Annotated in this window: 18 protein-coding genes; 9 read left to right on the forward strand and 9 right to left on the reverse strand. The window is 71.6% G+C overall.

All coding sequences use genetic code 11. The features are described 5' to 3' along the window. The first annotated feature begins 10 nt into the window (after positions 1-10). Positions 11-1,423, forward strand: a complete 1,413-nt coding sequence (locus OG741_RS26600) for a glycoside hydrolase family 5 protein (RefSeq protein WP_405601935.1) — start codon at positions 11-13, stop codon at positions 1,421-1,423. Here OG741_RS26600 and OG741_RS26605 read toward each other — a convergent pair. Continuing rightward, a complete protein-coding gene (locus tag OG741_RS26605) occupies positions 1,401-2,246 on the reverse strand; it encodes an MBL fold metallo-hydrolase (protein ID WP_405601937.1) in 846 nt (281 codons plus the stop codon). The genes OG741_RS26600 and OG741_RS26605 overlap by 23 nt on opposite strands. 71 nt (positions 2,247-2,317) lie before the next feature. Here OG741_RS26605 and OG741_RS26610 point away from each other — a divergent pair, with 71 nt between their 5' ends. Next, entirely contained in the window at positions 2,318-2,527 is a 210-nt protein-coding gene (locus OG741_RS26610; RefSeq protein WP_018571396.1) for a helix-turn-helix domain-containing protein, read from the forward strand. Further along, complete coding sequence (locus OG741_RS26615) at positions 2,527-3,090, forward strand: Clp protease N-terminal domain-containing protein (protein ID WP_405601940.1); 564 nt, start codon at positions 2,527-2,529, stop codon at positions 3,088-3,090. Before OG741_RS26610 ends, OG741_RS26615 begins: the two co-directional genes overlap by 1 nt. A gap of 373 nt (positions 3,091-3,463) precedes the next feature. Here the strand turns inward: OG741_RS26615 and OG741_RS26620 are convergent, their stop codons facing one another. Both OG741_RS26620 and OG741_RS26625 read right to left on the reverse strand, forming a co-directional pair. Beyond that, entirely contained in the window at positions 3,464-4,414 is a 951-nt protein-coding gene (locus tag OG741_RS26620; protein WP_405601941.1) for a helix-turn-helix transcriptional regulator, read from the reverse strand. A gap of 1 nt (position 4,415) precedes the next feature. Further along, positions 4,416-5,273 (reverse strand): DUF4097 family beta strand repeat-containing protein, encoded by an 858-nt coding sequence (locus OG741_RS26625; RefSeq protein ID WP_405601943.1) that lies wholly within the window; start codon positions 5,271-5,273, stop codon positions 4,416-4,418. A 152-nt stretch (positions 5,274-5,425) separates the two neighbouring features. Here OG741_RS26625 and OG741_RS26630 point away from each other — a divergent pair, with 152 nt between their 5' ends. Beyond that, a complete protein-coding gene (locus tag OG741_RS26630; protein ID WP_405601944.1) occupies positions 5,426-5,884 on the forward strand; it encodes a hypothetical protein in 459 nt (152 codons plus the stop codon). Between the two features lie 25 nt (positions 5,885-5,909). Here OG741_RS26630 and OG741_RS26635 read toward each other — a convergent pair whose 3' ends face one another. Beyond that, positions 5,910-6,092: a DUF6104 family protein gene (locus OG741_RS26635; RefSeq protein WP_014176503.1), complete on the reverse strand. Its 183-nt coding sequence runs from the start codon at positions 6,090-6,092 to the stop codon at positions 5,910-5,912. A 157-nt stretch (positions 6,093-6,249) separates the two neighbouring features. Here OG741_RS26635 and OG741_RS26640 point away from each other — a divergent pair, with 157 nt between their 5' ends. The 4 genes from OG741_RS26640 to OG741_RS26655 all read left to right on the forward strand — a co-directional run bounded on the left by OG741_RS26640 (position 6,250) and on the right by OG741_RS26655 (position 13,144). After that, a complete protein-coding gene (locus OG741_RS26640) occupies positions 6,250-6,645 on the forward strand; it encodes a CU044_2847 family protein (protein WP_405601946.1) in 396 nt (131 codons plus the stop codon). Next, positions 6,642-8,642 carry a trypsin-like peptidase domain-containing protein gene (locus tag OG741_RS26645; protein ID WP_405601948.1) on the forward strand — a complete coding sequence of 667 codons (2,001 nt, stop codon included), beginning with the start codon at positions 6,642-6,644 and terminating at the stop codon, positions 8,640-8,642. The genes OG741_RS26640 and OG741_RS26645 overlap by 4 nt, the downstream gene beginning before the upstream one ends. Before the next feature lie 187 nt (positions 8,643-8,829). Next, entirely contained in the window at positions 8,830-9,843 is a 1,014-nt protein-coding gene (locus tag OG741_RS26650) for an AAA family ATPase (protein ID WP_405601950.1), read from the forward strand. A 4-nt stretch (positions 9,844-9,847) separates the two neighbouring features. Continuing rightward, entirely contained in the window at positions 9,848-13,144 is a 3,297-nt protein-coding gene (locus OG741_RS26655) for an SAV_2336 N-terminal domain-related protein (RefSeq protein ID WP_405601952.1), read from the forward strand. Positions 13,145-13,252: 108 nt separating this feature from the next. Here the strand turns inward: OG741_RS26655 and OG741_RS26660 are convergent, their stop codons facing one another. The 4 genes from OG741_RS26660 to OG741_RS26675 all read right to left on the reverse strand — a co-directional run bounded on the left by OG741_RS26660 (position 13,253) and on the right by OG741_RS26675 (position 20,042). Further along, a complete protein-coding gene (locus tag OG741_RS26660) occupies positions 13,253-17,107 on the reverse strand; it encodes a multifunctional oxoglutarate decarboxylase/oxoglutarate dehydrogenase thiamine pyrophosphate-binding subunit/dihydrolipoyllysine-residue succinyltransferase subunit (RefSeq protein WP_405601954.1) in 3,855 nt (1,284 codons plus the stop codon). Between the two features lie 289 nt (positions 17,108-17,396). Beyond that, positions 17,397-18,521, reverse strand: a complete 1,125-nt coding sequence (locus tag OG741_RS26665; RefSeq protein WP_405605791.1) for an ATP-binding protein — start codon at positions 18,519-18,521, stop codon at positions 17,397-17,399. Positions 18,522-18,526: 5 nt separating this feature from the next. Beyond that, on the reverse strand, positions 18,527-19,264 hold the full coding sequence (locus tag OG741_RS26670; protein ID WP_355835608.1) for a response regulator transcription factor: 738 nt from the start codon (positions 19,262-19,264) through the stop codon (positions 18,527-18,529). Between the two features lie 91 nt (positions 19,265-19,355). Next, positions 19,356-20,042, reverse strand: coding sequence for a spermidine synthase (locus OG741_RS26675; protein ID WP_405601957.1), 687 nt, complete (start codon positions 20,040-20,042; stop codon positions 19,356-19,358). Positions 20,043-20,333: 291 nt separating this feature from the next. On the opposite strand from OG741_RS26675, the gene OG741_RS26680 reads away from it, so the two are divergent. Beyond that, positions 20,334-21,158, forward strand: a complete 825-nt coding sequence (locus tag OG741_RS26680) for a rhomboid-like protein (protein ID WP_405601959.1) — start codon at positions 20,334-20,336, stop codon at positions 21,156-21,158. Here the strand turns inward: OG741_RS26680 and OG741_RS26685 are convergent. Continuing rightward, a complete protein-coding gene (locus OG741_RS26685) occupies positions 21,114-21,614 on the reverse strand; it encodes a protealysin inhibitor emfourin (RefSeq protein WP_405601961.1) in 501 nt (166 codons plus the stop codon). The two genes, OG741_RS26680 and OG741_RS26685, sit on opposite strands and share 45 nt — an antisense overlap. Positions 21,615-21,625 lie beyond the last annotated feature (11 nt).

Below are 21,625 nucleotides of genomic sequence, written 5' to 3' on the forward strand. Positions count from 1 at the left end.
GATCCGTCCCATGCCTACGCGCCGAACGATCCCGGTACTGATCGGCTGCTGTCTCCTTCTGGTTCTGGCGGCGGTGGCTCCGGCCTCCGCCGCCACCCCCTCGGACCCGCCCGGCATCCCCCGTCTGACCGACGACCGCGGCCGGACCCTCACCCTGCGCGGCTGGAACGTCGAGGACAAGACGAACCGCGGCGACCGGGCGCTGTCCGCCATCACCGAGAAGCACTTCCGCGACATGCGCGCCCAGGGCTTCAACTTCGCCCGTCTGCTGGTCTTCTGGGACGACCTGGAGCCCCGGCGCGGCCATTACAGCGCCGCGTATCTCCGCAAGATCGAGCGGATTCTGGACTGGGCGGAGACAAACGGCATCCAGGTGCTGATCGATTCCCACCAGGACGTGTTCGGCCCTGCCTTCGGGCATCGCGGAATCCCGGAATGGGCCACCCGGACCGACGGTCTGCCCTTCACCCCGCATCCGGACGACTGGTTCTCCGAGTACTTCGAACCGGCCGTGCAGCGCGCCTTCACCCACCTCTACGAGGACGAGGACCTGCGCCGTGCCCAGGCACGGATGTGGCGGGTCATCGCCGACCGCTTCGAGCACCACCCGGCCGTTCTCGGCTACGACCTGATCAACGAGCCGATGGGTGAGCTGCGCGCGGGCGAGGACCTGCCCGCCGCGGCCCGCCGCATCGAACGCGATCAGCTCACGCCGATGTACAACCGCCTTGCCGACGCCGTCCGTTCGGCCGACGACGGCAACTGGGTCTTCGTCGAACCGACCCCGATCGTGGGCGAGGGCCTCCCGACCGGCCTCGGCAGGATCAAGGACCCCAAGGTCGTCTACGCACCGCACTTCTACAACACCGCGATGGAGGCGGGCGCGGACTACGACCCCTCGGCGGGCTGGATCGAGTCGTACGAGGCGGCCGTGACCGCCTACCCGAAGGAGCAGCGGATCCCGGTCGTGGTGGGTGAGTGGGGTCCCCTCAACAACTCCCTTCCGAACATGGGCCGTTTCTACCGTGAGGCGCTGGCATCCCTGAACCGCTACAGCTCAGGGTGGGCGGGCTATGTCTGGTGCTACGGCGGCGGCTACTGCGCCGTCGACGAGCGCGGTCTGTTCCGTACGAACAAGGAGCAGACGGCGGCGCCGTACGCGGCGGCCGTCGCGGGGCGGGTCGCGGCCGATACGTACGACCAGGGGTCCGGGACGTACCGTCTGGAGTACCGGGCGCACGGGCAGCGCGGCGCGACGGAGATCTCGCTGCCGCCGAGCGCGTCCGGCCGGCGTATCGCCCTGGACGGCCCGGCGTGGACGGACACCCCGACGGTGCCGGCGGGCCGGGCCTGCGCGGTGCGGGTGCGGGCGCTGCCCGGCGCGCGGATCACGGTCACCGTCAGTCCTGGTACACCACGATGAAGTCCCCGCTGTGGGTCCTGTGTTCGGCGAGGGCGTCGCGCAGCCGTCGCAGATGCGCGGTCGTCAGCTGGAGCGGAGGCTCGTCCGGCTGGTGCGTGGTGCCTCGGGGGTAGTCCTTGTCCGGGGTTGTCGTCATCTCTATGTGGCAGCCCAGGACGTGGGTGACCTGGTTGGTCTCGCAGAAGGCGAGGAGCCGGTCTACGGTGGCGGCGAACACCTCGGTGTCCTGGACATACAGCCGGCCGGGGTAGAGCGAGTCGCCGGTGAGCAGCAGCCCGGTGTGCCGGTCGTGGAAGACGACGGCGGCTTCCTGGTGCCCGGGCCCGGGCACCAGATCGAGCACCCGCCCGCCGAGGTCCAGCTCGGCACGGCCGTCCGGCCAGTCCGTAAGTCCGAAGAACTCCCGTACCTCGCAGAGCGACGGCCCGACGACTTCGGTGTGCGGCCGGTCCGCGAACTGGGGGTCGCCCGCGATGTGGTCGCTGTGTCCGTGTGTGTGGGCGACCACCAGTCCGTACCGCGCGCGGGGATGGCGGGCCAGCCACTGCTCGATCAGCGCGTCGACGGTGGCGCGCAGGGGGAAGTGGGCGGGGTCCGGGGTCGCGCCGGTGTCCAGCAGCAGCGCCCGTTCGTTCCCGAACAGCAGGAAGAGGAACGGGGCTTCGAAGTGCACGGACTTGTTCTGCCGGAGGATCACGGTGTGTTCGGAGTAGGCATGCACCTGTATCTCGGAAGCCGGGTCGTGCTTCGGAGAGGGCCAGCCGGCGTGCCACTGGACATCGAGGCTGCCGGTCACGGGTGCGGACGTACGGAAATCGATCACGGGACCACGGTACGGCGAGAGGTTGTCAACCGGGGTTGACTATGGACAACTGTCAATGTAGGTTGACATTCATGACCGAAGCAACCGATCTCGCCGAGCGGGCGGGCGACCGTGACCCGCGGGTCGGGCTGCGAGCCGTCGCCGCGCTGCGGCGGCTCCTTGAGCAGCTTGAAGCCGTACAGGTACGCAGTGCCCGCAACCAGGGCTGGTCGTGGCAGGAGATCGCGGCCGAGCTGGGCGTCAGCCGGCAGGCCGTACACAAGAAGTACGGGAGGCAGTGATGTTCGAGCGCTTCACCAAGGACGCCCGTGAGGTCGTCACGGGCTCGGTAGAACACTCGGAGCGCGCATGCGCGGACTCCACCACCGACGAGCATCTGCTCCTGGCCATGCTCGACCAGGAGGGGACCCGGACGGCGTTTGCCTTCGCCGCCCTCGGGATCACCGACCGGCGCGGCTCGGTGGAGAACGCGCTCGCGGACGCACGGCGGCGCGGGGGCCTGTCAAAGGCGGACGAAGAAGCCCTCGCCGGACTCGGTATCGATGTGGCCGAGATCGTCTCGAAGGTCGAGCAGACGCACGGGGCGGGGGCGCTCCAAGTGGGCCCCAAGTCGAAGCGGCGGTGGTCGGGGCACCGGGCCTTCGGCCCCTCGGCGAAGGACACGCTGGTGAAGTCGCTCCGCATCGCGGCGGGCCGGGGTGACCGGCGCATCGGGGGCGAGCATCTGCTGCTGGCGCTGACGGCGCGGCCGGGGGTGGTGGCGGATGTGCTGGCGGAGCATGGGGCGACGTATGAGGCGGTGGAGCGGGTGATGTTTGGGGGTGGAGCGGCGCGGGCGGGGTGAGGGGGGTTCTTCCCCAACCCCCTAACCGAACTGGGGGACGCCCCCAGGCCCCCTGGGCAGGTTCATGTGGGGGCCGGCGCCCCACACCCGGAGCGGCAGCTTCGCGCCGCGGGCGGGGTTGTTTCCCCCACCCCGCCCCTTCGCGAAACCCTGACGGGAACGGTGGGGGCTTCGCCCCCCGGCCCCCGGGCGGCAGCTTCGCGCCGCAGCCTGCAGTGCGGGCGTTCGCGGTGCGGTCCCCCAGGCCCCCGGGGGAGGTTGACGTGGGGGCTGACGTCCCCACACCCCCGGCGGCAGCTTCGCGCCGCGGCGGAACCGCGTTCGTGGCCCCCGGGCCCGGCGAGGACCCGCGCCCCGGGCCCCCGCGTCGCGGCTACGCCTCCGGGTTTCGCAGCAGTGCGCCGATGTGGGCCGCCGCCGTGGACAAGTGGCGGCGGGCCTCCGCCAGTTGGGTGGGCGTGACTCCCTGGTCCCTCGCCGCGTCGCGGATGTCGTCGCGGAAGCGGTCCAGCAGGCGGTCCAGGTCCCGGGCCGGGTTGTCCGAGTCGGCCGGGTCCTTTGCCCATTCCGGGGGCTCCTCCGCAGGGTCCGGCTTGACGTAGGGGGGCCACGCCGTGCCCCGCGCCAGGCCGCCCAGCTGCGTGCTCAGCTCCGACAGGCCCTCCCGTACACCCGTCGGCCAATCGCCCCGGGCGAAGTGGTCCTGCACCTGGTCCTGGACCTGCTTGGCGATGCGCTGCATCTCCCGGCGGGCCGTCTCCTGCGCCTCCTTCGCCTGGCGGCGTGCCTGCTGGGCGTCCTCGCGGGCCCGGCGCGACTCGTCCTTCGCCCGCCGCGCCTGCTCCTTCCACTCCTGCTTCGCCTTGCGCAGCTCCTCCTTCGCCGCGCGCCACGACTCCTTGTCGCCCCAGTCCGTCTCCGCCCCGCCGGACGTCGTCCGTGTCTCGGACGCCGCCGCGCGCATCTCGCTGCGCAGCTTGCCCGCCGCGCCGCGCACGTCGTCGCGGATCTCCGCGGCCAGCTCGGAGACCGACTCGCGGATCTCCAGTTCGAGGTCGGCCAACTCGCCGCTGCGCCCGGCCAGTTCCTCCCGGCCGGCCTCGGTGATCGAGTAGACCTTGCGTCCGCCCTCGGTGGCATGGGTGACCAGACCCTCGGCCTCCAGCTTGGCCAGGCGCGGGTACACCGTTCCCGCCGAAGGCGCGTACAGGCCCTGGAAGCGCTCCTCCAGCAGCCGGATCACCTCGTAGCCGTGGCGGGGGGCCTCGTCCAGGAGCTTCAGCAGATACAGGCGCAGACGGCCATGAGCGAAGACGGGCGGCATGTCAGAGCACCTTTCCGGTGGGGGCTGCGTCGTGCGGTTCGTCCTCCGCGGACGGCCGGCGCAGCAGGGCGATCGAGCCGGACACGGTCGTCGCCTTGAGCGTCCCCGTGCCCGCGCCCAGTCTCCCGGTGATCTTCTTCGCGCCCCACTGGCCGCTGACCCGCAGGTCGTCGAAGGCGTTGGAGACCGCTCCGCTCGCGGTGTTCGCCTCGACGCGCGCGTCCGCGGGGTGCGGGAGCCGGATCGCGACCTCGCCGGAGACGGTGCTCAGCCGGATGTCGGTGGGCCTGCCCGCGGGGTCGAGGTCGATGACCATGTCGCCGCTGACCGATTCGGCCCGTACGGAGGTTCCGGCGCCCTCGATCACGGTCAGATCGCCGGACACGGAGTGGTAGCGCAGATCGCCGGTGACGGACTGGGCCTCCAGATTCCCGGAGACGGTGTCGGCGCGGACCGCGCCGGACAGGCCGACGAGTGTGGTGTCGCCGCTGACGCCGCGTACCACCGTCGTGCCTTGGACGCCGGATACGAAGGCCGCCGCGCCGACCACGCCGACCTCGACCGCCGAACCGGTCGGCACGGCGAGGGAGACGACCGCGCTGCGGTGCCAGCCCTTGCGGTCGAGCCACTTGAGGAAGCCCTTCCAGGGCAGGTCCTCGTACGCCACGGTCAGCGTGGAGCCCTGCTGGGTCACGATCAGCGGGGGGCCCTCGATCTCGGAGACCTCGAGGCGGGCGGAACCTTCGTCCGTGCCCACGACGTTGACCGTTCCGTTGACTATGCGCACGTTGAGTGCCGTCACGGGGTCGTCGAAGGTGAGCTTCTTCGGCTCAGCGACTTCCCACGTCGACTCTGCCATGGTGCTGACCTCCCTGGGGCGGGCTTGACGCAACATATCGCGTCTCTTGGTAGATACGATATATCGCGAATAGGGGATGTCAAGCGTGGTGGCGGGCGCGTGGGGGAGCGCATAACGGTTGTACGGGGGCAAATTGGCCTGGCGTATGAGCCATGAACGCGACATCCGCGGGCGCGCTGCTGCTCTGCCGGGCCGAGCCGGCTGCCGTACGGCACCGCGCCCATCTGCTGCGCGAGCAGCAGCTGCTCGCACCGGCCGGTGAGAAGTGGAGCGTGCTCGTCCCCGAGGGAAAGCCCTGGCTGGACGGCGGCGAACCGGCCGACCGGTTGCGGTCGGCCGCCCGCGCGCTGGGCGCGGAGCCGGTGGAGTGGTCGGGGTGGCGCGATGCGGTACGGGCGGAGCTCGACGCGGTCGAGGAGGGTCCGCTCGGACCGTGGCTGCGCGGCCCGGCGGCCCGGCTGCTGAGCGCGGCGCAGTCGGCGGCGGGAGTGCCGATGGTGGCGCGGGGGGTACGGCGGCGGAGCGGAGGCTGGGCGGTGGCGGGGGCGGTGCTGATCGTGCACGGGGCGCTGGGGCTGGTGTACGACCGGGTGCGGGGGCGTCGGGGGTAGGGCGGTGTTCCCCCCGTCCCGCCCCCTACTCGTCCTCGTCCTCGTCGTCCAGCCGCGCCAGCCACGTGGCCAGCCGTTCCACCGGGACCTCGAAGTCCGGGTTGAGGTCGACGAACGTGCGCAGCTGCTCGGCGAGCCACTCGAAAGTGATCTCCTCCTCGCCGCGCCGCTTCTCCAGCTCCTCGATGCCGCGATCGGTGAAGTACAAGACATGCTCCTGGTACGGACGGGGTCTACCTCCTCAGATTACGGCGACTTCCGTCTCTCCCCTGCAACCGCCCGGGCCAGTAACGTCGTCGCCATTCGCACAGCACCCAAGTGCGGTGACACTGGGATGAGTTGGCCGTGCAACGACGGGGGGAACCGTGACCGGACGCGTCCAGCAGATCGAACTTCCCGGGGGAGCCGTCGTGCTCGCCCGGCTGTCCACTCCCGGCGGCGGATACGGCGAGGACGACGAGGACGTCGGCTTCGTCGAGAACGCCACCGCCAAGGTTCAGCAGCTCCAGCAGCTGATCACCCAGGTCGGCGCCTCCGTCCTCGATGCCGCGGCCGCCGCCAAGCCGGACGAGGCGAGCGTCACCTTCGGCGTCGAGCTCACCGCCAAGTCCGGAGTCGCTCTCGCCGTACTGGCGGCGGGGGAGGCCAAGGCGTCCGTCCAGGTCACCCTCACCTGGCAGCTCAAGGAGCAGCCGACCGACCAGCCGCCCCGCCGACAGACCGACCGGCCCTCGGCTCAGGCCCCCGCAGACCCGGCATGAGCGATCCCGACTCCGACTCCGTCATAGACGCCCTGACCCGCGCGGCCACCGTCCACTTATCGCACCGGCAGGACGACTCCCCCATGTGGGGCAGCGGCTTCTTCGTCGCCCCCGGCTGGGTCCTCACCTGCGCCCACGTACTCGCCCCCCACCTCAAGGGCGACCCGGCCATGACCTTCCGCGTCTGCGGCAGCGAGGTGAACGACGGCGAGCCGCTGGATGCGCGGCTCGCCTCCTGGCTGCTCGACGGTGAACCGCGCGCCGAGCAGCGCGTGCCCGTGGAGCAGGACCTCGCCCTCGTGCGCCTCGTCGACGAGGCCGTCGAGCACGAGTGCGTCTGGCTCACCGACCGCACCGACTACCCGGGCGGCCGCGGGATCGTGCAGGGCTACCGGCCCGAGGACGACCCCGTGCGCCAGATCCGGCGGGCCGTGCGCTGGAAGGCCGGTGCCAGGATCAACGGTTTCGACGACGACTACGGGATGCGCTTCCGGCCGGAGGCCGAGTTCCCCAAGGGCGGTTCCGGATCACCGGTGCTCGACGCCCACACCGGCGCCGTCGTCGGCATCCTCAAGTCCCGGCGCAGTGGCCGGGACGGCGGCATGGCCATCGCCGCCACCGCACTGCGCCGCTTCGGCCCCGCCTACCAGACCCTCATGGCCGCGCACGACCGCTGGCACGGTCAGTCTCCGAAGGTCACGGGCCACAACTGGATCGAGCGCCAGCACCAGCTCCCGGGCGCCGGTGTGCACACCAGCGGCGACCAGTGGAGCCCCCGCGACCGGCGCGAGGCGCTGGCTCTGCTCTCGGGCCTGCACCCGCCGGCCGCCATCCGTCCCGTCGTCGAGCTCGCCAAGAAGGCCCGCGGCGGCGTCGCCGCGCCGCCCGGCCAGCTGCTGCCGCGCATCTGGCGCGACGGACACGGCCTGCTGTACGAGGCGGGGCAGCCCGTCGCCGCCATCGCCGCGCTCCACTACCTCCAGCTGGTCGTCGAGTACGAGCGCAGCCGCGGCGGCGACCCCGTCGCGCTCGCCGACTGGGTGGCCCGGCGGCTGCAGGACGTGCCCCGCATCGTGCACACCGTGGTCACCCAGGCGACGCTGCCGCCCGGACTCGTCCATCAGCGCACGGCCGACGGACAGGACCGGATCGTCGTGCACTACCCGCGGCCCGGCGACGGGGCCGCCGTCGTCATCGTCGAGCTGGAGCCGGTCTGCGACGCCCGCCCCGCCCGCTTCTACTGGCGGATCCGTGTCGACGACGGCCAGGACGTGAACGAGCCGCTGCACGAGGAGCAGACCGGCGACGGTGTCCCGCCCGAGCAGATCGTCCAGCGGCTGCGCGGTCCGCTGGAGGAGGTCTTCGCCTCCGTGGACTCGCCAGGTGCCCCGGCTCCCCTCGAAGTCGCCCTGCCCGTCGATCATTTCGACACCGCCGTGCACCGCTGGCAGCTCACCGAGATGGCCAGGTTGCACCATCCGGCGTATGTGGGAGTACGGCGGATGGTGGTGCTGCGCGATCTCGCGAGACGAGGGAAACCGGACGCCGTCTGGCAGCGCCGCTGGGAGGGGACGCTGACCGCCGAAGTGCTCACGGGGGCCCGTACGCCGCCGCAGCGGCAGGTCCCGCGCCCGCGGCACTTCGAGGAGATGCCGGCGTCCACGGTGCCCGTCCTGTGCCGCCCCGCAGGCAGCGGCGTCGGACGGCGGGCCATCGGGATGGCGCTGCAAGCCGGGCACGGCATCGCCCTGTGGCACACGGACGGCCATCCCGACCTCAGCTGTACGGAGTTCTGCGAGGAGATGCAGCAGGGTGCGGCCCAGCTGCTCGCCCAGAGCGCGGGGGCGATTGAGCTTCCCGACCGGCTTCGCCGTATCAGGGACGACATCAGCGGATCGAGGAACAGCAGGCACTGGGCGGAAGGGGTGGCCATGCTCTACGACGACCCGAGCCGCCCGCTGCCCGCCGACGACTCCGGACCGGTGGACTCGCCATGACGAGCCACGTCGGGGCGCCACGGGTTCGCCGCGCAGTGTCCTCGCCGGGCGGCGTGGCCAACTTGCATTTCCTGCCGGGGGTCCGGGGGTTGTCCCCCGGAAATTGCAGTATCGGAAGTCAGGGCGATGGGTACAAGACCCCCGTGGTCCGCCACGGGTCCCACCGGCCGCCTATGAGGAGCGAGCGATGGACGACTGGCTGATCTACCGAGGCGTCGGCGCACCGGATCCCGGCCGGATCCGCCACCTACCACCGCCGCCCCCCTGGCGTGCCTTCTCCGGGGTGCCGCTGCCCGACCCGGCGCCGCCGATCGACAGTTCGTCGACGCGGCGGCTGGGCGCGCGCGTGGGAGCCCCGCCCGCTCAGGACGCCGAAGCGCTCGAACTCATCAACGCCGCCCTGTACTTGAGGCGTCCGCTGCTGGTCACGGGCGAGCCCGGCTCCGGCAAGTCCACGCTCGCGCACTCGGTCGCGTACGAACTCGGGCTCGGCCGGGTCCTCCAGTGGCCCATCGTCAGCCGCACCGAGCTGAAGGACGGCCTGTACACCTACGACGCCATAGGCAGGCTCCAGGACGCCCAGCTCGCCGGGCGCGGGGCCGAGCGGGGATCCGACGACATCGGCCGGTACATCAGGCTCGGGCCGCTGGGCACCGCGCTGCTGCCCGCCGAGCGCCCCCGGGTGCTGCTCATCGACGAGCTCGACAAGAGCGACATCGATCTGCCCAACGACCTGCTGAATGTGGTGGAGGAAGGGGAGTTCGCCCTTCCGGAGCTGGAGCGGATGGCCGACCGGCCGGGGCACGACGAGGTGCGGGTGCTCACCGACGACGGCCGCCGGGTGCCTGTCAGGGACGGCAGGGTGCGCTGTCACGCCTTCCCCTTCGTCGTGATGACCAGCAACGGCGAGCGGGACTTCCCCGCACCGCTGTTGCGCCGCTGTATCCATCTGCACCTGGACCCGCCGCGCGACGAGCGGCTCGCCGCGATGGTGCAGGCCCACTTCGGCGCCGGGGCGGACGAGTTGAACCTCGATCTGATCGGGCAGTTCACCCGGGAGGACGGCGACGGCGAACTGCGGCCCACCGACCAGCTGCTCAACGCCATCTACCTCACACAGCAGGCGGTACGGGCGGAGTCGGGGCGGCGTGAGGAGATCGCCGAGCTGCTGATCCGCCCCCTCGACACCCGGCAGCGGTGACCTGATGAACGCGGCCGCTCCGCCTCCCGCTCCCGTTCCGCCTGCCGTTCCGCCTCCCGCGGCGCTGACCGCGCTGGTCGCCCGGCTGCGCGAGGCGGAACTGAAGCCGACGGCCGAGGAGTTGGCCGACGCGCTGTGGCTGTCCCGCCATGTGCCGCCGGCCCCGTCCAGGGCTCCGGGCGCGATATCCCAGGGGGAGTCCGGGACACGGCCGGTGGACCGTCCGCCGGTGGAGGCGGCACAGCCGCCCGCACCCTCCCCGTTCCGGGCGGGACAGCCGCCGGGGCCCCGCATCGACCTGTACGGCCCGGCGCAGACGGAGGGCGTACCAGCAGGCGTATCGCCCGCCGGTATGCGCAGGGTTCCGGTGCCGGCCGCCGCCGCGCTGCCCGACGCCCCGGCACTCCAGCGCGCGCTGCGGCCCCTGCAGCGCTACCGCCCGCCCATGCGCCCGGTCCGCCGCGACCTCGACGAGGTCGCGACGGCCGACCGCGCCGCCGACACCGGCCTCGTGGTGCCGGTGCTGCGCACGGCCAGGCGGCGCGAGGCGCGCCTCGCCCTCGTGATGGACGTCTCCTCGTCGAACGTCGTATGGGACAGGGCACTCGAGGAACTGCGGCAGGTCTGCGAACGCGCAGGGGCCTTCCGCGAAGTCGCCGTCCACCGCCTGCGCGAGGACGCGCCCACGCCCGCCCAGCTCGGCGACCCGACCGGCCGCCAGCTGACCCTGGTCCTCAGCGACTGCGCAGGCCCCATGTGGCGCAGCGGCCGGATGCAGCGGCTGCTGTACACCTGGGCGTCGACCGCGCCGGTCGCGGTGGTGCAGCCGCTGCCGCAGCGGATGTGGGGGCGTACGCACCTGCCCGCGCGGCCAGGGCTGCTGCGACGGCGCGAAGGACCTGCGGGACGGCTGGAGTTCACCCCGAAACAGCCCGGACCGGGGGACCTCGACCGGGGCATACCGGTGCCGGTGCTCGCCCTGCGCCGCTCCTCGTTCGACGCCTGGACCAGGCTGGTGGCGGGCGCTACCGGTCAGTCGCTCGACGCCGCCGCCGCGCTGGTGCGGGCCCGCCACGGACCCGCCGCGATCCGGTCCCGCACCGCCCGGCACATCGAACCCGCCCAGCGCGTCCGGGCCTTCCGCAGGACCGCCTCGCCTGCGGCCGCCCAGCTCGCCGTCTATCTGTCGGCGGTCCCGCTGGTACTGCCCGTGATGCAGCTCGTCCAGCGCGCCATGCTCGTCCGCGGCGGCCCCGATGTGCTCGCGGAAGTGCTGCTCAGCGGCCTGCTGCGGCGCGACGAGGACGGGCCGGCCGAGCAGGAGGGCGGCCCCGCCTACGTCTTCCTGGACGGGGTCCGCGAGGAGTTGCTCGGCCAACTGGGTGCGAGCAGCGCGGCGTTGGTGCTCAAGCACTGCTCCGAGTACGTCGAGAACCGCTACGGGCGCACGGTGCGCAACTTCCCGGCCATGGCCGCCGCCTTCCTCGCCGGTTCGGTGGACCCGCATCCGGCCGCGCCCGGCGGCCCCGGCAGCCGCAGCCAGTGGGCCTTCGCCCAGGTGTCCGCGCAGGTGCTGCGGCGGCTGGGCGTCCCCGAACCCGCTGCGCCCCCCGGCGGCCTGCCCAAGGACGGCCCGGCGGGTCTGCGGGCGCAGGCCCGCGCCTGCCTGGCGCACTTCGGCGAGTACGGCACCGTACGCGACCTCGACGAGGCGATCAGGCTGCTCGGCTCGGCCACCCAGGCCGAACGGCGCACCGCCGAACGGGCCGTGCTCTACGGGGAGCTGGCCGATGCCCTGCTGCGGCGCTGGCTGGTGCGGCCGCTGCCCGAGGACCTGCGCGAGGCCCTGGACGCCGCCCAGAACGCGCTCACCGGCAAGCCGCAGGCGTATCTGACGCTGGCGCAGGTGCTGGAAGCGATGGCCGACGAGGTGGAGTCCGGCCGGCTCAGCACCCTGCTGATGCCGGAGTGGGTACGGCTGCAGGCGGCGGCCGGAGCCGACGATGTGCGTCTGGTGGCATCGGTCCTGCTGTCGACCGCGGATGCCGGACTCGCCGAACTGACCGACAGCCGACCCCGGTTCGACGATGTTCCCGGGCTCAGGGAGGCAGCGGCGGCCGCCAGGATCCGGGTGCTGCGGCGGCTCGCCGTGACCGGCGCCCCGTACGGACTGCGCGGCCCGGTCCGGCCCGAGGACTGGTTCACCCGGACCACACAGACCGCACTGGACGTCGTACAACTGCTGCTGGACGACGAGCGCCCCGAGTCCGCGCTGCTCGTCGAGGGCGGGCTGCTGCTGGAGCTGGCCCGGCACTACCGAGGCGAGGGCCCCGTCGCCAGGGCCGCCGACGAGCAGGACCGGATCGCCTCCCGCGCCTACGCCGAGCGCGCCGACGAGGACCTGCACGCGGGCATCGACGGACTCGACTGGGAGGCGGTCCCCGAGACGCAGCTCTGCCGCGCCTGGCTGGACTACGCCGACGCCATCGAATTCGCCCACGAGATCCCGGACGACGACGACAGGCTGCGCATCCTCCAGGCCCTGGACCAGGCACGCCAGCACGTCGGCAAGGACGAGGACGCCCTGGCCGACATCCTGCTGCGGATGGCCCGCGTCCTGGAGCAGCGGTACGCGTCGACGGGAGGCTGGGCACACCGCGACTCGGCGATCGCGGCCTGGACCGAAGCGGTGCCGCTGCTGCCGTGGAACGACCCGGGCCGTGCCGTGGTCCTGACCTCGCTCGGCAGGCAGCTGACCGAGCGCGGTGTGGACAAGGACTCATCCGCCGACATCCACGCGGCCGTACGGGCACTGCGCGGCGCGATCGAGGAGACAGCGGCTGCCGATCCGGAACTCCCGCGCCGACGTGCCCTGCTGGGCCACGCCTACATCGAGCGCTTCCGTGCCGACGAGACCGTCGCCGACCTGCACGAGGCGGACTGGGCTCTGGGAGCCACGGCCCGGGCCGCCGGCGATCCCGAACTGGCCGCGTACGCCTGGTGGTACCGCGCCCTCGCCTCGGCCCTGCTCGCCCAGCGCACCGCCTCGCACCCCAAGCTCCAGGACGCCGCTGCCCACTACCGCCGCGCCGCGGCCCAGCCCGGCGCGGGCGAGCTGCTGGAGCGGGCGACGGCCGCCCAGTGGATGCGGGCGACCCGCCTGGAACGGACGGCGGGTCCCGGGCGGGCCCTTGAGGAACACCGGGCGGTGCTGTCCCTGCTGTCGGCCGCAGGCGCCTCGCGCACACAGACCGCGAGTCTCGTCCGGCAGGAGATCGACCGGCTCGAAGTCCGCCCCTGACACCCCTTGCACGCCTGGCACCCCTGACAGGCCGGAGGGCCCTGTCCCGCGCGGTGTGCGCGGGACAGGGCCCTCCGGTTCGTACGGTCGGCCGCTCGGTCGGCCGGATCAGGCCTCGAAGACCTCGTTGAGCAGCTGCTGCTGCTCGGCCTGGTGACGCTTGGCCGAACCGACCGCCGGGGACGAGCCGTGCGGACGCGAGATACGGCGCAGGCGCTCGCCGTGCGGAATGTCCGCGCCGACCGCCAGGTCGAGGTGGTCGATCAGGTTCAGCGCGATGAACGGCCACGCACCCTGGTTCGCCGGCTCCTCCTGGGTCCACAGGTACTTCTCGGCGTTCGGGAACTTGGCGATCTCCGCCTGGAGTTCGGCACCCGGCAGCGGGTACAGCCGCTCGAGGCGGATGATCGCGGTGTCCGTGTTGCCGCGCTTGACCCGCTCGGCCTCCAGGTCGTAGTAGACCTTGCCGGTGCAGAAGACGACCTTGCGGACCGCGTTCGGGTCCACCGTGTCATCGCCGATCACCGGGCGGAAGCCGCCGTTGATGAACTCCTCCGCCTTCGACGCCGCGGCCTTCAGACGCAGCATCGACTTCGGGGTGAAGACGATCAGCGGCTTGTGGTGCGGGTTGTGGACCTGCCAGCGCAGCAGGTGGAAGTAGTTCGACGGCAGGGTCGGCATGGCGACCGTCATGTTGTTCTGCGCGCACATCTGCAGGAAGCGCTCAGGTCGGGCGGAGCTGTGGTCCGGGCCCTGGCCCTCGTAGCCGTGCGGCAGCAGCAGCGTGACGCCGGAGGTCTGGCCCCACTTCTGCTCGGCCGAGGAGATGAACTCGTCCACGACGGTCTGCGCGCCGTTGACGAAGTCACCGAACTGGGCCTCCCACATGACCAGTGCGTCCGGGCGGGCCAGCGAGTAGCCGTACTCGAAGCCCATCGCCGCGTACTCGCTGAGCAGCGAGTCGTAGACGTTGTAGCGGGCCTGCTCCTCGGAGAGGTACAGCAGCGGGGTGTAGTCCTCGCCGGTCTCCTGGTCCACCAGCACCGCGTGGCGCTGGCCGAACGTGCCACGGCGGGTGTCCTGGCCGGACAGCCGGACCGTGGTGCCCTCCATCAGCAGCGAGCCGATGGCGAGCGTCTCGCCCATGCCCCAGTCGATCGTGCCGTCCTCGACCGAGGCCGCACGGCGCTGCATCTGCGGCATCAGTCGCGGGTGGACGGTGATCCGGTCGGGGATGTTGACCTGGGACTCGGCGATCCGCTTCACGATCTCCTGGGAGACCGCGGTGGTGACGGCCACCGGGAACTCGGCCTGCGCGTCCGGGACATGCGCCGGGGTCGGCTGGCTGGTGGCCTCGCGGACCTCCGCGAAGACCTTCTCCAGCTGGCCCTGGAAGTCCTGGAGCGCCTGCTCCGCCTCTTCCAGCGTGATGTCGCCGCGACCGATGAGCGACTCGGTGTAGAGCTTGCGCACCGAGCGCTTCTTGTCGATCAGGTTGTACATCTGCGGGTTGGTGAACTGCGGGTTGTCGCCCTCGTTGTGACCGCGACGGCGGTAGCAGATGAGGTCGATCACGACGTCCTTGTTGAACGTCTGGCGGAACTCGAAGGCGAGCCGCGCCACGCGGACCACGGCCTCCGGGTCGTCGCCGTTCACATGGAAGATCGGCGCCTCGATCATGCGGGCCACGTCGGTCGCGTACATGGACGAACGCGAGGACTCCGGGGCGGCGGTGAAGCCGACCTGGTTGTTGATGACGATGTGGACCGTGCCGCCGGTGCGGTAGCCGCGCAGCTGCGACATGTTCAGCGTCTCGGCGACGACACCCTGGCCGGCGAAGGCCGCGTCACCGTGCAGGGCGACGGGCAGGACCGTGAAGTCCGTGCCGCCCTTGTTGATGACGTCCTGCTTGGCGCGGGCGACACCCTCGAGAACCGGGTCGACCGCCTCCAGGTGCGAGGGGTTGGCGACCAGCGAGACCTTGATCTGCTCGCCGTCGAGACCGGTGAAGGTGCCCTCGGCGCCCAGGTGGTACTTCACGTCGCCGGAGCCGTGCATCGACTTCGGGTCGAGGTTGCCCTCGAACTCCCGGAAGATCTGCGCGTACGACTTGCCGACGATGTTCGCGAGGACGTTCAGGCGGCCGCGGTGGGCCATGCCGATGACGACCTCGTCCAGCCGCGACTCGGCGGCCGAGTCGATGACCGCGTCGAGCAGCGGAATGACGGACTCGCCGCCCTCCAGCGAGAACCGCTTCTGACCGACGTACTTGGTCTGCAGGAAGGTCTCGAAGGCCTCGGCGGCGTTCAGACGGCGCAGGATCCGCAGCTGCTCCTCGCGCTCGGGCTTGGTGTGCCCGCGCTCGACCCGGTCCTGGATCCATTTGCGCTGCTTCGGGTCCTGGATGTGCATGAACTCGATGCCGGTGGTGCGGCAGTACGAGTCGCGGAGCACGCCCAGCACGTCGCGCAGCTTCATCAGGGACTTGCCGGAGAAGCCGCCGACGGCGAACTCGCGCTCCAGGTCCCACAGCGTGAGGCCGTGCTCGGTGATGTCCAGGTCGGGGTGCTTGCGCTGGCGGTACTCCAGCGGGTCGGTGTCGGCCATGACATGGCCGCGGACCCGGTAGGAGTGGATCAGCTCGAAGACGCGCGCCGCCTTGGTGACGTCGTCGTCGTGGCTGGCGTCGATGTCCTTGAGCCAGCGGACCGGCTCGTAGGGGATGCGCAGCGCCTCGAAGATGTCGTCGTAGAAGCCGTCCTCGCCGAGGAGGAGATTGGCGACGATCCGCAGGAACTCGCCGGAGGCGGCGCCCTGGATGACCCGGTGGTCGTACGTGCTGGTGAGGGTCATCACCTTGGCGATGCCCAGCTTGTTCAGGGTGTCCTGGGAGGTGCCCTGGAACTCCGCCGGGTAGTCCATCGAGCCGACGCCCATGATGACCGACTGTCCGGGCATCAGACGCGGCACGGAGTGGACGGTGCCGAGCCCGCCGGGGTTGGTCAGCGAGACGGTGACGCCGGTGAAGTCGTCCATCGTCAGCTTGTTGTTGCGGGCGCGCCGGACGATGTCCTCGTAGGCCTGCCAGAACTCGAAGAAGTTCAGCGTCTCGGCCTTCTTGATGCCCGCGACGACCAGCTGTCGGTCGCCGTTGGGCTTCACCAGGTCGATGGCCAGGCCGAAGTTGACGTGGTCCGGCTTGACGAGGGTCGGCTTGCCGTCCTTCTCCGCGAACGACCAGTTCATCGACGGCATGGCCTTGATGGCCTGCACCATCGCGTACCCGATGAGGTGCGTGAAGGAGACCTTCCCGCCGCGGGCGCGCTTGAGGTGGTTGTTGATGACGATGCGGTTGTCGAAGAGCAGCTTCACCGGAACGGCGCGCACGGACGTGGCCGTGGGCACTTCCAGCGAGGCGTTCATGTTCTTCGCGACGGCGGCGGCGGGACCGCGCAGGGGCACGTACTCGGGGCCCGCCGGGGCGGGCTCGGCCGCCTTGTCGGCAGCAGCCGCCGGCTTCGGTGCGGCGGGAGCCGCGGCGGGCTTCGCCGCAGCGGGGGCGGCCGGGGCCTGAGCCGCGGGCTTCGCCGGTGCGGCGGGCGCGGCCTGCGCAGGTGCGGCGACGGGCTTCGCGGCCTCCGGGGCGGGGGCCGCGGCCGGGGCCGCTGCGGTGGCACCCGTAGCCCCCGCGGCTACGGCGCCGGACTGCGTGGCGGCCGGGGCATCCGGGGCAGGAGCCCCGTCGACCGGCTTCGCGCCTGCGGCGGCGGCACCCGCGCCGCCCGGCTTGTAGTCGGCGAAGAAGTCCCACCAGGCACGGTCGACCGAATTCGGGTCCTGGAGGTACTGCTGGTAGATCTCGTCGACGAGCCACTCATTGGGGCCGAACGCGGCGGCAGGGTTCTTACCCTGCCCGCCTTGGTCGGTCGAGATGCTCGAGTTACTGGGGGACTGAGACGACACGGCGGCAACCGCCCTCTTCCGCTTCACAAGGTGATGGACAGCGGAAATAAAGGCTACGCCTCCCTGGCCGAGAGGTGCAGGCCGGGCGGGTCATCGTCGCGCAAGTCACACCGATCGGCGGGTTTCGGGGCAAGGAATGGCGGGAAACAAGCTCGGTTCCGTTTTCCGCGGGTACGACTCACCGCGGCTGCGGCCCACTGCCTCGCACCCAGGAGGGCGTACTGGCCGCATTTCGGCCGTGCCCTCACCGCGTACACGCAGAATGCGCGCTTCCGGTTCGAACCCTACGTCAACCGCGTGCCGAGGGGATCCCCGGAAGGGTCACGAGAATGCGGCAGCCACGGGACGATTCGGCCACCCCGATGCGTCCGCCGTGCAGATCGACGGCCCAGCGCGCGATCGCGAGGCCCAGGCCCGTACCGCCGTCGCTGCCCTTGCCGTGCGGGGCGGTGACGGTGCCCCGGTTGAACCGCTCGAAGACCCGGTGGCGCTCCTGCTCCGGGATGCCGGGACCCTCGTCGACCACTTCCAGGTCGAGGGACTCCGGAAGCGGGCCGCGCCGGGCCCGTACGGTCACACGGCCGTGCGGCGGCGAGTGCTTGACCGCGTTGTCGATCAGATTGGCCACCACCTGGTGGAGCCGCTCCGCGTCCGCGTGCGCGGTCAGCTCCGGCGGCGACACATCCAGGTGCAGATGGACGTCGGTACGGGTGTGGTTGCCGGACCCCGAGGTCAGACCGCGCTGGGCGGCGGCCAGATTGGCCTCCTTCAGCACCCCGGACAGGTAGGGCCACACCTCGAAACGGCGGGCCCGCAGCGGTACGACGCCGTTGTCGAGCCGGGACAGATCCAGCAGCGTCTCGACCAGGCGGCCCAGGCGCTCCGTCTGCTTCAGCGCCGTACGCATCGTCTCCGGGTCGGCGGCCGAGACCCCGTCGACGACGTTCTCCAGCACGGCGCGCAGCGCGGCGATCGGGGTGCGCAGCTCGTGCGAGACATTGGCCACCAGCTCCTTGCGGTGCTGGTCCACGGCCTCCAGGTCGTCCGCCATGCGATTGATCGTGGACGCGAGGTCGCCGAGCTCGTCGCGGCGGTCCGCGCCGCGCACGCGGCGGGTGTAGTCGCCGTGCGATATGCCCTTGGCGACCGTGTTCATCTCGTCCAGCGGGGCGGTCAGGCCGTGCGCCACGAACTGGGTGATCAGCAGCGTGGCGATCACCGAGAAGACGGTGATGAAGCGCAGCTCGGTCTCGGTGCGCAGGGCGACCAGCAGCAGGCCGGTGGTGATGAAGACCGAGACGACGACGAGCGAGCCCAGCTTGGTCTTGATCGAGATCGAGATGGAGACCGAACGCAGCCAGTTCCGCCAGCCCTGGCGAGCGGGCAGCCCGTCCCAGGGCCGCCGCCGTCTCATGGCGCTCATGGCGCCGGCGTCTCCAGCGCGTAGCCGACGCCGTGGACCGTACGGATGCGCTCGGCGCCGATCTTGCGGCGCAGGGCCTTGATGTGGCTGTCGACGGTACGGGTGCCGGACGCGTCGGCCCAGTCCCACACCTCGGCGAGCAGCTGCTCGCGGGAGAGGACGGCGCGGGGGGTGTTCGCCAGGCAGACCAGCAGGTCGAACTCGGTCGGGGTGAGATGCACGTCCTCGCTGCGCACCCGGACCCGGCGCTGGGCGTGGTCGATCTCCAGCTCGCCGAGGCGCAGGATGCCGCTGCGCGGCGTCACGGCGGCGAGTGCGGCGCGCTCGACGCGGCGCAGCAGCACATGCACGCGTGCCGCGAGCTCCCGCATCGAGAACGGCTTGGTCATGTAGTCGTCGGCGCCGACACCGAGGCCGACGAGCATGTCCGTCTCGTCGTCGCGCGCCGTGAGCATCAGCACGGGGACCGGGCGCTGGGCCTGGACCCGGCGGCAGACCTCCAGGCCGTCGAAGCCCGGCAGCATCACGTCAAGCACCATCAGATCGGGCTGCCAGGCCTCGGCCGCGTCGACGGCGGCCGGTCCGTCCGCGGCCGTCTGGACGAGGAAGCCCTCGGCCCGCAGGCGTGCGGCGATGGCATCGACGATCGTCGAGTCGTCCTCGACGACCAGCACGCGGCGCTGGGCGCCGGGTGTGGCCGCGACGCCGTTGTGCGTGGTGTGTGTCTGCTCCATGGCCCCGCCCCTGTACGCGTTCTCGCGAGCTGCATGCCGGTGTAGATCCCGTGTGTAGGTGAGCAGCGTAAGGGCATTGAAGGCATCCCGGCTACGCAGGGCGAACAGCGAGATGGACCACGTCGGGTACTCCCCGGGCAACCCGGATCTCTTCGGTTCTTACCCCGGTGAATCCGGCATTCCGCAACGCGTCCTCAAATGCGGGGGAGGGCTTGGCGGACCAGACGGCGAGCACGCCGCCGGGCTCCAACCGCCCCTGGCAGGCGGCGAGTCCGGCCGGTGAGTAGAGGTTTCCGTTGTCGTCGGTGACGGTCCAGTCGGGTCCATTGTCGATGTCCAGACAAAGTGCGTCGTAGCGGTCCGTGGTCGTGCCCAGATGGGTGACGAGGTCCGTGTGAAGGATCACGCTGCGGGGGTCGGCGAGCGCGTCGCCGGAGATCCGTGCGAGCGGTCCCGAACGGTGCCAGTCGATGATCGCCTGCTCGCGCTCGACGACGGCGATACGTCGCCAGTGGGGGTTGGCCGCGGCGCGGGCCAGAGAGAAGCCGACGCCGAGTCCGCCGATGAGGAGGGCGGGGGCGGGGGCGGTGCGGCCTGTGGCCAGCGCGTCGTAGGCGGCGTCGACGAGCAGACGCTCGGAGCGGCCGTCGGAGGTGTCCATGAGGAAGCACCCGTTGGCGATGATCTCGTATTGCTCGCCGCGCTGCCGCAGGACGACCTCCCCGTGGGGCCCCTCGCGGCGGTCGAGGGTGACGGGTGCGTCGGCATGAAGGGGCATGGCGGTGACCTCCTGGCGACGGGGGTGGACAGTGCAGGTGGCCATGGTGCCGGGATGGGGCGAGCGGGACAAATGGTTTCGGCCGGTGTGGCTCCGGCGGTTCCGCAGTCGCTTCCCGGTCGATTCACAGCTGATCCACAGTGGACTCACAGCTGGTCGGCGCAGTGTGGCGTGCACACGACGTTCCGGGTGGCGCGAAGGTTGCCTCGTGTGGCGCAGGTCATAGACGGGGGTCATGGTGATCGCGTTGGGTGGGGGTTCGTTCGGGCTTGGACGAAAGGGGCCTCACGCGTGGACCAGCTTTCGACGCGCTACCCGGCCACGGGCCAGGAGCTGCTGGGCGCCATCCCGGCCCAGCGCACGGTGACGCGGGCGGCGGCACCCGCACTCGCGCCCCCACCGGCCCTGACGCCCGCGCCCGCCCCGTGTCTGCGACGGCCCCTGTGGCGCCGCGCGCTGTGGCTGCTGCCCACGCCGACCGGCACGCCGTTCACCTTCGGCTACGCGCTCGTCCTGATCGCCACCTCGCTCTTCGTGGAGTACGGCGACCCGGCGACCGTCTCCTTGCTGCTCCATGGATCCAGTACCGATGTCGCCCATTTGGCCCACACCCCGCTCCTTGTTCTGGGAGCCAGCGCCCTCTGGGTCGCGGGCGGCCTGGCGTCCCCGTACGCCGTCGCCTTTCTCTTCACCCTCACCGCGCTGGAGCGCCGCATCGGCGGCCGGCGCACCGCGGGGGTGTTCCTGCTGGGTCATGTAGGGGCAACGCTGGCCACCGAGATACCCGTGGCCCTCTCCGTCATGGCCGGGCATCTGCCCGCCACGTCGCTGCACCGCCTCGACTACGGCATCAGCTTCGGCCTGATGGCGAGCATCGGCGCCCTCGCCGGACTGCTCGGCCCCATCCAGCGCGGGACGCTGCTCGGCTTCGTCGTCCTGATGCAGGTCCAGGACCTGCTGGCCTTCGCGGATCCGCTCACCAACTGGGGCCACCCGCTCGCGCTGCTGGCCGGTATCGCCTGCTGGCCCGTCGTACGCAGCTGGTCGCGAGGGCGTGAGCGGGTGCGCCGGTCAGTCGTCGGGGAGCGCGGCGAATACGTCCCGCAGGGCGGGTAGCCGCGTCGTCTCGTCCGTGGTGACGGTATGGCCCGCGTACGTGATCCGGTAGGTGAACCCGTCCGCGACGGGACTGCCGGTGGCCTCACGGGGAAGCCGCGCGAAGTCCGCCTTCTCCAGAGCCCGCCGGAGCTCTGCCAGCTCGGCGGGCGTCATCCTGCCGGAGCCCTTGGGGCCGGTCTTCGTGGACGTGGTGTAGGTCCCGTCGTCCCGGACGAGAAGGTCGTTGTGTACGCCGGCGATGCCACCGGTGACGGTCACGTGGACGAGCGGCCGCGCGGCGGCAGGCGTCGTGGGGGCGGGCGTCGTAGGGGCGGGCGTCGTGGGAGCAGAGGGCTCCGCGCGGGTTGAATCCCCGCCATCGTCCGCGCCTTCGCCGGACGCGCACCCCGCCGCCAGCAGGACACCCAGCAGCATTCCCGCCGCCCCGCACCGGCCCTGCCTCGTCCCTCGCACGCGCCCACCTG

The organism is Streptomyces sp. NBC_01410 (genome assembly GCF_045040195.1).
Taxonomy (GTDB): Bacteria; Actinomycetota; Actinomycetes; order Streptomycetales; family Streptomycetaceae; genus Streptomyces.

Bases quoted from the DNA above. Each gene is read 5' to 3' on its own strand.
- OG741_RS26600 (WP_405601935.1), top strand. From the start codon at position 11: ATGCCTACGCGCCGAACGATCCCGGTACTGATCGGCTGCTGTCTCCTT.
- OG741_RS26675 (WP_405601957.1), bottom strand. From the start codon at position 20,042: ATGCCCCTTCATGCCGACGCACCCGTCACCCTCGACCGCCGCGAGGGG.
- OG741_RS26655 (WP_405601952.1), top strand. From the start codon at position 9,848: ATGAACGCGGCCGCTCCGCCTCCCGCTCCCGTTCCGCCTGCCGTTCCG.
- OG741_RS26670 (WP_355835608.1), bottom strand. From the start codon at position 19,264: ATGGAGCAGACACACACCACGCACAACGGCGTCGCGGCCACACCCGGC.
- OG741_RS26665 (WP_405605791.1), bottom strand. From the start codon at position 18,521: ATGAGACGGCGGCGGCCCTGGGACGGGCTGCCCGCTCGCCAGGGCTGG.
- OG741_RS26610 (WP_018571396.1), top strand. From the start codon at position 2,318: ATGACCGAAGCAACCGATCTCGCCGAGCGGGCGGGCGACCGTGACCCG.
- OG741_RS26625 (WP_405601943.1), bottom strand. From the start codon at position 5,273: ATGGCAGAGTCGACGTGGGAAGTCGCTGAGCCGAAGAAGCTCACCTTC.
- OG741_RS26645 (WP_405601948.1), top strand. From the start codon at position 6,642: ATGAGCGATCCCGACTCCGACTCCGTCATAGACGCCCTGACCCGCGCG.
- OG741_RS26620 (WP_405601941.1), bottom strand. From the start codon at position 4,414: ATGCCGCCCGTCTTCGCTCATGGCCGTCTGCGCCTGTATCTGCTGAAG.
- OG741_RS26630 (WP_405601944.1), top strand. From the start codon at position 5,426: ATGAACGCGACATCCGCGGGCGCGCTGCTGCTCTGCCGGGCCGAGCCG.
- OG741_RS26650 (WP_405601950.1), top strand. From the start codon at position 8,830: ATGGACGACTGGCTGATCTACCGAGGCGTCGGCGCACCGGATCCCGGC.
- OG741_RS26615 (WP_405601940.1), top strand. From the start codon at position 2,527: ATGTTCGAGCGCTTCACCAAGGACGCCCGTGAGGTCGTCACGGGCTCG.